This window comes from [Borrelia] turdi (assembly GCF_030439285.2).
GTDB classification, from domain to species: domain Bacteria; phylum Spirochaetota; class Spirochaetia; order Borreliales; family Borreliaceae; genus Borreliella; species Borreliella turdi.
Window position 1 is genome coordinate 16,383 of record NZ_CP179624.1, and the last position, 11,333, is coordinate 27,715.

The window sequence follows — 11,333 nt, forward strand, 5'->3', positions numbered from 1 at the left end:
AAAAGGTTTTTCTTGCAAGAAAATATACTTTTGCAAGTTAAGTCACAATAATAATATAACAGCCCCCTTATTTGGGGGCTTTACTATGTAAAAGTATTGCTATGCTGCAAATATATAATCAAATTGTTTATCTTCTTTTAACACACCAAATAATATTAGTGGGCTAGCGCCATAAATAGGCTGCTTAAACGTCATAAACTTTTCAAAATCTTGTAAATCCTTTAATCTATTGTTTTTTTTGAAATAGTCTTTTATAATCTCCGCCCAATAGTTTATACTCTTAAAATCACTATTTTTCTCAAAATGCGCGATTAAATCAGCTTCAATTTTCTTGATATCATCAACATTATTGGGGTCTATTTTCTGAATAAAACTGATTTTTTGAATAATTGCGCTTATATTATCTTTTGTTATTGGGTTATTTACCCAATTTTTCATGTTAGATAACGCGTTTTTAAAAATACCGTAGTAATAAAATCTATCTTTTCTTTGCTGCTGATTATTGTCTTTTATTTGTTCTTGCTTAATCTCTTTTTTCTGAATTCGAATAGTGTTATTTTTCTGAATTTGACGAATCTCTTGTTTTTGTTCCCTTTTTTGTTCTTGATTTTGATTAACACTAACTTGCTTGCTAGACACAAAATTTTCGTTTTCATAATTATTGTAAATAGGCGCTGCATCAGTATCCACTTCACTTTTTATGTGAAGATGTCCAACTAAAGCATACCTTTTGAAATAAGTAATAGCTGAACCAACTAGTTGTGGCGTTGTATTCACATTTTTAGAGCCATTTTCATTATTCCATTGTAAATTTTCTGTAAGTATTGGTGTATCAAATGATTCTTCATACCCAGTACTTGTACTATAGAATGTAGTCCTAACAACATGAACTCTACCATATGGATCGTGTGTAAAAGTTGCATTTTGGAAAAAATCAAGCTCCAAATTATGTTTCTTTATAACGTTTTCAATTTCTTCTACTATATCATTGAAATCCTGATACTTATAACCATATCCCTTAAGACTTTTGTCAATACCTGGTAAATTCATTCTTAGGGTTTTCATATCTTTTCTGAAATTTATTTTTGCTTGTATATTATTTTGCATATCTTGATTATTGTTTGAAACATTTATCATGTTTTCCTCCTATGGCTATAAATAATTATATTGAAAAAACTGTTTTTGTCAATTTTTTACAAAAATTTTATGTAAAAAACTTGGGACTTAGCTAAGTTCTTTTGGTAAAAAACTTAGCTAAGTCCCCATTCTACGATTTTTGAAAATTACCATAGGTAGTAAAACTGAAATTTATTCAAATAACTACTCTACCTGTATTTTAGAGCAATTTAGAACTAAAATCAATTGGTCTTTTTACCAAATTAGAAAAAGTATATTAAATCAATGAGATTAATAATTAAATTTATTATTTTTTTTAGAAAAGCCTTTACTTTTAAATCAAAATTTTGCATTATAATAATTATTATTAATTACCATAGGATAGAAATTATGAAGAATTTTTCAAATAACACAAAAAATCCAAATTGCTACAACAAGCATCAACATAAATTAATAGTTCTTATATCAACACTTAATTACATAAACACTAAATATCAAAAATATACTCAGCAAAACATACTCTATTACTTTAATGAGAATCTAAAACGAAATAGTCAAGCTACTACTACACTAAGAACAATGCAAAAATATCTTTACAAATTAGAAAAAGAAATAAAAGTCACAACTAACTACCATAAACACATGGGGGTAAATTGTGGCACTGAAATTTACTATCACCTTAATTATCCAAAAAAAGAATGTTATCTTAAGATAAACAAATTTTTTCTAGAAAAAAAACACAAAAGATTTAAATCTAGAGTTAATAACTATCTTAAAGATAAATTTACTAAAAAGGGTAATGTAGATTTTAAGGAGTGTTTAAGTAATAATAATAATAATATAAAAGAAGAAAGAAATTCTAATAAAATAGAAAAATATAAAAAAACAAAATATTTCAATAAATGTAACTTTTTCGAAAAAAAAACTCTTTCAAAGATATTAAAATTAGATATTAAAACAGATTTAGCAATTGAAATATTTAAAACTGTAAAGAGATATGAAAACAGTCTAGCAAAAAACAAACATATTTTTTTTAATAGATCTTGCTTTAAAAATAAACAAAACAAATTAAAAGAAATACTTATAAATACTCAAAAAGAATTAGAAAAAAAAGAATATAATTCCGAACAATTAGAAACAAATATTCAAAAAATATATGAAAATTACAAAAATAAGCCTCATTTTATTATTGAAAATGAAAAATATAATGATCTAAGTAAAATAAAACTCAAATTAGAAAAATCAATTGAAGTTAAAAAAGAAAATTTACAAAAAGATTTTAAGCATATAAAGATAAACATTTTTAATATACTTATTGATCAACTAAAAAAGGAGGTAAATATTGAATTTCTTAAGCCAATTCTAAAAACTTATTTGAATAGCAAAAATAAATTAGAATATAAAAAAGTCTTTGACAACACCTATTATTATGAATTATTAGAAATAATAGAAAATGAAAACAATTCTTTAAAATTAAAAAAATTTATCAAAAAGGTTATGTAAGGATTAAACATGGAAACCGCAGTTGAACCTATAAAAAAAGGTAAATGCAAAGTTGAATGTCAAAATAAAGAACGATTTATAAAAATTGAAAAAGAGAATGGTAAAACAATGTACCATACAAAAATAATGATGGATTTATACAAATTTGGAGTTTATGAGAATAAAAAAAAGAAAAAAAATGAATTTCGAGTGTCATTAAGGGCATTGTTTAATGGAGAAAGAATTGTTGAGGAAACACATTTATACCCTATTAAAGAAGGGGATAAATTTATTGGAATTTTTTATGGATTTAGAAAACCAATTAAAAAAGCTTTTGTAAAGTATGAATCAAAAGGAATAAGAAAATCTTATTCCTTTGCAAGGGCATATTATATGGAAGTTAGATTTAAAGCAGGAAGTGTTTTTTTCTACTTTAAGGGATTATACCGCTTATTATTTAAAGAGAAAATGAATAATCACTACAACAAAATATTGTTTAATATGTTTACAGATTTAGAAAAACAAGTATATGAATTTTATGGGAAAAAATACCCAGAACAAGGACCACTAACAAAATGGATAATAAAAAACCTAAAATAATAACAATTGCGTCAATTAAGGGCGGTGTTGGTAAAAGCACAAGTGCAATTATATTTGCAACATTACTTGCAAAAGATTATAAAGTGCTTTTGATAGATATGGATACACAAGCATCAGTTACTAGCTATTTCTATAAAACACTAATGGAAAGTGAATTTGATTTACTTGAAAAAAATATATATGAGGTTTTAAAAGGAAATCAATTAATCAATGATGTAATTATCAATGTGGATAGTGGGCTTGATTTATTGCCAAGCTATTTAAGCTTACACACCTTTAGTGAAGAGCCTTTGCCATATAAGGAACATAGGTTAAAAGATAGTTTTAAATATTTAAAATTTAAATATGATTTTATAATACTTGATACAAATCCTCATTTAGATTCTACATTATCCAATGCTTTAGTTGTTAGTAAACACGCTATAGTTCCAATGACTGCGGAGAAATGGGCTATTGAGAGCCTACAATTATTAGAGTTTTTTACAGATAAATTAAAACTTAAACCAAAAGTATTTTTATTTGTAACAAAATTTAAAAAAAATAAAACGCATAAAGATTTATTAGAAATATTACAAAAAAAAGAAAAGTTTTTGGGGATAATATCAGAGCGCGAAGATTTAAATAGGAGAATAGCAAAAAATGATAAATTTGATCTAGATAGAGACTATATAAAGGAGTATGTTAATGTTTTAAATAATTTTATTTCAAAAATATGAAATTTGTCCGATAGTTGGATAAATGTTATTAACAAAAAAGATAGGAGGTTAATTATGGACGCAGGAATAAAAATAAACGACAGGGTAATATTAAAAAAAGAAATAAAAAAGGAATTAAGAAACAAAGACGAAATAATAAAGCATTATAATTTGTTAAAAGAGCGTTTGAAATCTAATTTCCAAAAGGAAATTTATAATAAGATAGAAAGCATGAAAATTTTAAAAGAAATAAAAGATAATGAATATTATAAGCTTGATGGTTATAAAACTTTTGATGCTTTTATAAAAAATTACAAGCTAGCTAAAAGCCAAACTTATGAATATTTAAAGATAGCAGCAGCTATAGAAAATGGCGTCATAGAAGAACTTTTTTTATTAGAAAACGGAATTAAAGAAACTATACTTTTTTTAAGAAATAGTAATTCAGATACAATAAAAAAGTCAAAACAAAATCCAATAAAACCATTAAGATTCCAGCTTAAAAGCAAAGAGAGTTACGAATTCTACAAAAGCAATGCTAAATTTACAGGGTTTTTATTAGATGAGCTTTTTGAAAGTCAAAGAGATTTAGTTAATAAGCTTTTAAAAAGGTATAAGCAATTAAAAGGATAATATGGAGATTTTATGAACAATTTAGCACACAGAACATATAATATAGAGAGTATAAAAAATGAATTTTTAAATATTGGATTTAGTAAGGAGGCGATTGATTTCGTTTTTCTTCATAATGATAATTACAACTTCGAATATTTGAAAGAAAAATTGATTGATGTAGAGAATAATTTGAGAAAAGATATATCTAATTTAGATTCCAAGATAGATTCTGTAGAAAAGAATTTGCAAAAAGACATATCTATTTTAAATACTAATTTAAATACTAAGATAGATAGTTTGGATACTAAAATAGATAATTTAGAAAAAAATCTACAAAAGGACATATCTATTTTAAATACCAAGATAGATAATGTAAAAAGTGAAATTACTAATAAGATTGACAATGAAGTAAAGAATTTACAAAAAGATATATCTAATTTAGATACTAAGATAGATAATGAAGTAAAAAATTTGAAAAAAGATATATCTAATTTAGATACTAAAATAGATAATGTAGAAAAGAATTTACGCAAAGATCTTAATATGGGGAACAGACTAGTACATTTTATGATACTTGCAGCAGCAATTTTTGGGCCATTCATACATTCATTTTTAATGCAATATATACAAGGCGTCAAATAATGAAATAATATACAATTTATTTTTTTAAAATTGAATGGTAAAAAATTTTTTCAGAAAAGTTGACAAAAATAATTTTTATAATATTATATATGTATAGCTGAAAAAAATTGTTATATCAAATATAGTTCAATTATGTGGGACTTGGTCATATTCTCTTATTAGAGAACTTAGCTAAGTCCCAAGTTTTTTACATAAAATTTTTGTAAAAAATTGACAAAAACAGTTTTTTCAATATAATTATTTATAGCCATAGGAGGAAAACATGATAAATGTTTCAAACAATAATCCACAAGAAAATATACAAGCAAAAATAAAGGGAGAATTCAAAATGCATATTGAGCAACAAAGTTTTATTGGTTGTGAAGTATTCGAGGAAAAATCTTTTCCAATTAAAGAAAAAAGCAAATTAAGCAAGATAGGCAAAAAATTACCAGGAATAAGTAGTCAAGAGTGTTTTAGATTTAATCGTAATATTGATTTTAGTTTGCAAAGAAGCAAGCTAGATAAATATGGAGCTAGTGAAGTGGGAACTATTGTAATTGGTGGAGCTGGTCTTAAAAATGTAATGATAAATAGCGTGCTTAAATATTTTGGTATGAGTTTACCTTTTGAAGAAAATTTATATATGTTAAAAGGTAAAGAATTGGAAAATTTAGGATTTAGAGAATTTGTTAAGGCACACGGTGATAATATTTCTGTTTTGTACAAAAATAAATATGCCAATGGTGTTGATAAATATAATTATTTCAAAAAAATGGGTAAATCAGAAACTTTAGTAGGCTCAACGATCGATGGATGGTTTATTAATAGTGATGGTGATTTAGAGCTTTTAGAGATTAAGAGTAGTGATTCTAATTATATGAGTAGTGCTATTGATGAATACAATAAAAATGGCAATTTCTTAAGTAGTAAGTATTTTTTCAAATACTATGTGCAGGCACAAATTCAACTAGCATGTACTGGGCTTGAGTATTGTAATTTGTTCTTTTTAATAGACGCTGCACCGGTTAATTGTAAGATAAAAAGAAATGATTCTTTAATATCAAAAGTTCTTAATTTTGTTCTTAAATGTGAACGTGAAGTTTTCAATATAAGAGCCGAAATTGTTAAAAACAATCAGGTTAAGTTATTAATATCCAATAATATTGATAATGATACGTTTAATAGGCTTGTTGAAGAGATTGAAGAGTTGGTAGAAAAAAGTGATTTTTATCAATCTGGAGTTGAGTTTGATTGGATAAATGAATTTGTAGAGTATGTTGAGTGTGTAAATTTTGAGATTCAAACTGAGGAGTCTGCTATAAATCTTGAACACAATCTTATTGAGATTAATAATTTAAAAGTAGAACTAAATAAAATTCAAAATGAAAACAAAAAAAGAGAAAAACCAATAAAAGATTTGCTCAAAATTAAAATTGATAAGATTATGGATGAGTATCCACTAATAAATCATAAGAATTACAGATTCAAACAATTTGTATTCAATTATGATCCTAAAAAAAGAGCAATAGCAGATAGATTCAAGGGGATTTTACCAATAAGTAGCAAAGTATTATTACCAAACAATGTGGCGTATACAAATAGTGTGAGTGTCCCCATGTGAATGGGTGCATTAGAAATAAAAAAATTAAAAAAATAATTTAATATTGGAGGATTAATCAATGCCTATTAATAAAATAAAACAAAACAATAAGGCTTTGCACCCAGAAATACAAAGGTGGGGTTGTTACTTTTTGTGTTTGCATTACTATGCAAGCGTGTTCAAGAAACTTGAATTTACTATTTATGAGCTAAATGCAGCTTATTACAGATTTTTGGGACTTAGGCACATTAAGAGTAATTGTTTTATTCAAAATCCTTGCATGATACTAAATTACTATGGAATTAGAAGTAGTGTGAGATATGAGTCTTTTGGGTACTTTGGAGCTGCAAATGAATTTGAAATAAGCGAAGTTAAGATTAAGGGTGTTGGTGGATCACACTTTCTTGCTACAAAAGATCAACAAATATTATACGACTCACTTGATTTAAAGACTCGTGGAAAAGAATTTAGAGTAACTTCAAAGCGTATATTTAAGCTTAAATAGCTGCGTTATAGTTTTAAGCTATTTTTGGTGCATTTATAGGCTTGAATTTTGTTTGCAGAAGAGAGTCCATATATATTATCAATTTCATGGGTTGAAGAATATTTCATAAGTTCTTTTATTTGGAAAGAGTTGTAGCCACTAGATTTTAAATTTGAAATGAACAAGTTTCTACATAAATGGAGCGATTTATTTGCACGAAAACCAGACTTTTTTAGAAGATTTTTGAATTTTTTAGAAATATGGATAATGTCAATTTGATTGTCTTTAAATTTGTGTTTAGTTTTTTGGAAAAGATAAGTACGCCTTGTGTCAAGATTTTTTTCTTCGAAATGATTTTTGTGAGCTGTTTGAATAGCACCATATTCTTTAGAGCTAATGACAATTTCTCTAATACAAGCGATATTTCTTTTTTTTGCTACGTTTACTTTTATAGTGTAAAAAATTTCTCCAGATTTACTTGATAATTGGGTAATATCTTCCATTTTTACTTTTTGAATTTCAGTGCCCCTGCACCCACTTATCAAAAGTAAATATACGAACCAGCCCGATATTGGATCAGTTTCTTTTAGATGATTGATACATTTTACAATTAGTTTGCTAGTTTTCGGAGTTAGATAAAACTTAGGACTAGGTTTTAGATTTTCTTTTTTATTTTTAGTTGAATTTTTTAGTGAATTTTTTAGAATTTTGTTTTCATCTAGTATTTTTTGATAATTTTGTAATAGTTTGAGGAAAAAATCTGAACCAGCGTTGTTTAAATTAAAAAAATTATTAGAGTTCATAAAATCAGCTCCGCATAAGTGTTACCTTTACATTAAGTAAAAGTAATAAAAATGTATAGAAATTGCATTCTATATTTTACCAAAAACCAAAATTTTTAGTCAAATTGTGGTGTTTCTCATTGCATGCAGAATTTGGAATGTAGGGTAGTTGTAAAGAGCAGAAGTGGCAATTTTCAAGGGGTGCACACAAGAAAGATAGTATACTTTGTGTGATATATAGCAAAGACTTAAAAATTCAATTTGTATGTCTTTTGTGATCGATTGTAATGAGTTGGCTACTTGCAATGGAGAGATTTTATGAGTTTGATTAAAATTACATTTGAGTTTTGTTACTATGTAATTCGAAATGTAACAAAATAAATTATTTAAATCTTTAAAAAAATTGTAATTATTGGCGTGTTGCGTTAAGCTTAAGATCTATGGAGTAGGAGTAACTTATGAATAAAAAAATAAAAATGTTTATTATTTGTGCTGTTTTTGCACTGATAAGTTCTTGCAAAAATTATGCAAGTGATGAAGATTTAAAAGGTTTGTTGCGAGATTCAAAAAGTTCAGCTTCTAAACTTTCTGAAGCCGAACAAGATTTAAAAAAACAAGTTAAAGGATTTTTAGATATTTTAGATACAAAAGATTTAAACTTATTAAATACAAAAGATATTGAAAAAAAGGTTCGAGACTTAAAGGATGAAATAGATAAATCCAATTCTAAAAAAACTTCTCTTGCAACATATCTTGGCTATGGGGAACTAACAAAACAATTAGGAGAAAAATTAAAAAGTAAAGGAGAATTGAAAAATCAATTCAAAGGGCTTGAAGATATCTTAAAAACTAAAAAAGAAGAAAGAAAAAAAGAATTAGAGGAGGCTAAACAGAAGTTTGAAGAGTTTAAAAGACAAGTTGATACTATAAGTGGAGTAACTACTGGTGATCAATCTAAAAACCAAGGGATGGTTGGAGTACAAGCTTGGAAGTGCGCTAAAGAATTAGGTTTAAATGTAAGCTATTCTAGCAATACTGGTACTGATACTGATACTGATAAATTATCAAAAAAAGTTGTAGATGATGCACTTAGTAAGATTGAAGAAGAACTTAAAAAGTTGGAAAACAAAAAAGAATAAAAAAATGCTTTTAAAAGCAAAAATTATGAAAAACAAGACTAACAGCTAGTCTTGTTTTTTTACGTATTAAGTAAAAAGAAAAGATATAAATGTAAATGTAAAACCCAATTCATGGCTAGACAGATAAAATCTGTAAAGTTGTGAAAACCAAAATACAAACATTATAAGCATAGTAGTTAATAGACATAAGTAAGTTACTGGTTATTGTTAATAATTTGTTAACTTATTGTATTATTTAGAGTAACAATTTGTCAATTTTATTGCTTTAGGGGGAATTTTTTTGAAAAAAAATAAAAGACCTTTTGATGATTATGTTGCATATTTTAGAGGAGGCTCATTAAATGATAGAGAAATAGCAGCTAGACTAGGGGTTTCTAGAGTAAATGTATGGAGAATGCGACAAAAATGGGAGAGTGGAGAGACTTCTGATAATGGGGATTTTAGAGTAACAATTAGTGAAGATACTTTTGAACACCTTGTAGCACAAACTTTTAGGTCAGAAGTTAAAGCTAAAAAAGCTAAAGGCGAATTAGATTTAGAGCGCTCTAATTTAGAATTAGGATTTATACGTGCATTCAAACAATATTCTAGTATTGAACTTGCTAGTATGATTTCAAAAATAGAGAATTTAAGATTCGAAATTGATTCTTTATCTAAAGAGTGTAACAAACAAAATGCAAAAGTTGTTAATGAAAATATTAATTCTTTGAAAGTTGAGCTTAATGAACTTATAAAAGAGTGTTCAATAAGAGAAATGGAGCTTTACTATGAATGTATGAAAAAACTTGCCGCTGCTCATGAAGTTGAGAATAAAAATAATTATAAAAGTAGTAAAGGATACAAGTGAACTTATATCAAACGAAACTTTTTACGACACTTCAAAAACAATACAAAAATCAGTTTGGAATTGATATATCTGAATTTGTTAAGCCAATAAGCTCTTCAATTAATTTTGATCAGTTTGAAGAGAAACATTTAACCCTAAAGCAAAAGAATGTAATAAAAAGCATTCAAAAGAACAATGAAAAGAAGATTATATTCAGTGGTGGTATAGCTAGTGGCAAAACGTATCTTGCATGTTATCTATTTATCAAAAGTTTACTTACAAATAAAAAGTTATACTCTAGTGATACTAATAATTTCATTATAGGCAATTCTCAGCGTTCAGTTGAGGTTAATGTTTTGGGCCAATTTGAAAAGTTGTGCAAACTTCTTGATATTTCTTATATGCCAAGACATACAAACAATTCGTATATAATGATTGATTCACTTCGGATTAATTTATATGGAGGGGATAAGGCAAGTGATTTTGAAAGGTTTAGAGGTAGTAATTCGGCACTTATTTTTGTTAATGAGGCTACTACTTTACACAAGCAAACTTTAGAGGAAGTATTGAAAAGACTTAGATGTGGGCAAGAAACTATTATTTTTGATACTAATCCGGACCATCCAGAACATTATTTTAAGACTGATTACATTGATAATGTAGCAACTTTTAACACGTATAATTTTACAACCTATGATAATGTACTTTTAAGTAAAGAATTCATTAAAACTCAAGAGAAACTTTATAAAGATATACCAGCATATAAGGCAAGAGTTTTGCTAGGAGAGTGGATAGCAAGCACCGACTCAATTTTTACACAAATTAATATTACTCAAGATTATGTGTTTACTAGCCCAATAGCATATTTGGATCCAGCATTTAGCATTGGGGGCGACAATACTGCTTTATGTGTTATGGATCGGGTTGATGACAAATATTATGCTTTTGTATTTCAAGACCAACGACCAGCCAATGATCCTTATATTATGAATATGGTCAAAACTGTATTAGAGAATTTCAATGTAAATACACTTTACTTAGAAGATAGAGATAATACTAAAGGTGCTGGTGCATTGACTCGTGAATATATGACTCTTAGAAACAATATGGGTCATTATTTTAGAATTGTGCCGATTAAACCAAAGTCCAATAAATTTAGTAGAATAATATCGTTAATTACACCGTTTACTTACAAGAAACTTTACATTGCAAAATACAGTAGTTCTTCTGTATTTAATGATATTTACGCTTATAAAGGGGATAACAAAACCCATGATGATGCACTTGACGCAATATCAGCTGCATATTTGATGTTGTCTTTAGGATATAGAGAGCGAAGCATTCACTTTGGCAATCAAATATTTTTGTAA

12 protein-coding genes are annotated in these 11,333 nt (G+C 26.7%); 10 read left to right on the top strand and 2 right to left on the bottom strand.

The genetic code is table 11. The annotated features are described in order from the left end of the window. Positions 1-99: 99 nt before the first annotated feature. Complete coding sequence (locus tag QIA31_RS05775; RefSeq protein ID WP_418905422.1) at positions 100-1,137, bottom strand: ERF family protein; 1,038 nt, start codon at positions 1,135-1,137, stop codon at positions 100-102. 369 nt (positions 1,138-1,506) lie between these two features. Here QIA31_RS05775 and QIA31_RS05780 point away from each other — a divergent pair, with 369 nt between their 5' ends. From QIA31_RS05780 to QIA31_RS05810, 7 genes are all read left to right on the top strand, one after another. Beyond that, positions 1,507-2,619, top strand: a complete 1,113-nt coding sequence (locus tag QIA31_RS05780) for a plasmid maintenance protein (protein WP_418905423.1) — start codon at positions 1,507-1,509, stop codon at positions 2,617-2,619. A gap of 9 nt (positions 2,620-2,628) precedes the next feature. Continuing rightward, positions 2,629-3,198 carry a DUF226 domain-containing protein gene (locus QIA31_RS05785; RefSeq protein WP_418905424.1) on the top strand — a complete coding sequence of 190 codons (570 nt, stop codon included), beginning with the start codon at positions 2,629-2,631 and terminating at the stop codon, positions 3,196-3,198. Further along, on the top strand, positions 3,174-3,914 hold the full coding sequence (locus QIA31_RS05790) for a ParA family protein (protein WP_418905425.1): 741 nt from the start codon (positions 3,174-3,176) through the stop codon (positions 3,912-3,914). The genes QIA31_RS05785 and QIA31_RS05790 overlap by 25 nt, the downstream gene beginning before the upstream one ends. Before the next feature lie 54 nt (positions 3,915-3,968). After that, positions 3,969-4,526, top strand: coding sequence for a chromosome replication/partitioning protein (locus QIA31_RS05795; protein WP_418905426.1), 558 nt, complete (start codon positions 3,969-3,971; stop codon positions 4,524-4,526). Positions 4,527-4,538: 12 nt separating this feature from the next. Then, positions 4,539-5,150: a Bdr family repetitive protein gene (gene bdr, locus QIA31_RS05800; protein ID WP_418905427.1), complete on the top strand. Its 612-nt coding sequence runs from the start codon at positions 4,539-4,541 to the stop codon at positions 5,148-5,150. Between the two features lie 262 nt (positions 5,151-5,412). Then, positions 5,413-6,753, top strand: coding sequence for a DUF244 domain-containing protein (locus tag QIA31_RS05805; RefSeq protein ID WP_418905428.1), 1,341 nt, complete (start codon positions 5,413-5,415; stop codon positions 6,751-6,753). 58 nt (positions 6,754-6,811) lie between these two features. Then, a complete protein-coding gene (locus tag QIA31_RS05810; protein ID WP_418905429.1) occupies positions 6,812-7,237 on the top strand; it encodes a DUF261 domain-containing protein in 426 nt (141 codons plus the stop codon). A gap of 5 nt (positions 7,238-7,242) precedes the next feature. On the opposite strand, the gene QIA31_RS05815 is transcribed toward QIA31_RS05810, so the two are convergent. After that, positions 7,243-8,019 (bottom strand): tyrosine-type recombinase/integrase, encoded by a 777-nt coding sequence (locus tag QIA31_RS05815; RefSeq protein ID WP_418905430.1) that lies wholly within the window; start codon positions 8,017-8,019, stop codon positions 7,243-7,245. A gap of 437 nt (positions 8,020-8,456) precedes the next feature. Here QIA31_RS05815 and QIA31_RS05820 point away from each other — a divergent pair, with 437 nt between their 5' ends. The 3 genes from QIA31_RS05820 to QIA31_RS05830 all read left to right on the top strand — a co-directional run bounded on the left by QIA31_RS05820 (position 8,457) and on the right by QIA31_RS05830 (position 11,333). Further along, on the top strand, positions 8,457-9,137 hold the full coding sequence (locus QIA31_RS05820) for an ErpL protein (protein ID WP_418905431.1): 681 nt from the start codon (positions 8,457-8,459) through the stop codon (positions 9,135-9,137). Between the two features lie 280 nt (positions 9,138-9,417). Continuing rightward, on the top strand, positions 9,418-9,984 hold the full coding sequence (locus QIA31_RS05825) for a DUF603 domain-containing protein (RefSeq protein WP_418905432.1): 567 nt from the start codon (positions 9,418-9,420) through the stop codon (positions 9,982-9,984). Beyond that, positions 9,981-11,333 (top strand): PBSX family phage terminase large subunit, encoded by a 1,353-nt coding sequence (locus QIA31_RS05830; protein ID WP_418905433.1) that lies wholly within the window; start codon positions 9,981-9,983, stop codon positions 11,331-11,333. Before QIA31_RS05825 ends, QIA31_RS05830 begins: the two co-directional genes overlap by 4 nt.

Bases quoted from the DNA above. Each gene is read 5' to 3' on its own strand.
- QIA31_RS05775 (WP_418905422.1), bottom strand. From the start codon at position 1,137: ATGATAAATGTTTCAAACAATAATCAAGATATGCAAAATAATATACAA.
- QIA31_RS05780 (WP_418905423.1), top strand. From the start codon at position 1,507: ATGAAGAATTTTTCAAATAACACAAAAAATCCAAATTGCTACAACAAG.
- QIA31_RS05785 (WP_418905424.1), top strand. From the start codon at position 2,629: ATGGAAACCGCAGTTGAACCTATAAAAAAAGGTAAATGCAAAGTTGAA.
- QIA31_RS05790 (WP_418905425.1), top strand. From the start codon at position 3,174: ATGGATAATAAAAAACCTAAAATAATAACAATTGCGTCAATTAAGGGC.
- QIA31_RS05795 (WP_418905426.1), top strand. From the start codon at position 3,969: ATGGACGCAGGAATAAAAATAAACGACAGGGTAATATTAAAAAAAGAA.
- bdr (WP_418905427.1), top strand. From the start codon at position 4,539: ATGAACAATTTAGCACACAGAACATATAATATAGAGAGTATAAAAAAT.
- QIA31_RS05805 (WP_418905428.1), top strand. From the start codon at position 5,413: ATGATAAATGTTTCAAACAATAATCCACAAGAAAATATACAAGCAAAA.
- QIA31_RS05810 (WP_418905429.1), top strand. From the start codon at position 6,812: ATGCCTATTAATAAAATAAAACAAAACAATAAGGCTTTGCACCCAGAA.
- QIA31_RS05815 (WP_418905430.1), bottom strand. From the start codon at position 8,019: ATGAACTCTAATAATTTTTTTAATTTAAACAACGCTGGTTCAGATTTT.
- QIA31_RS05820 (WP_418905431.1), top strand. From the start codon at position 8,457: ATGAATAAAAAAATAAAAATGTTTATTATTTGTGCTGTTTTTGCACTG.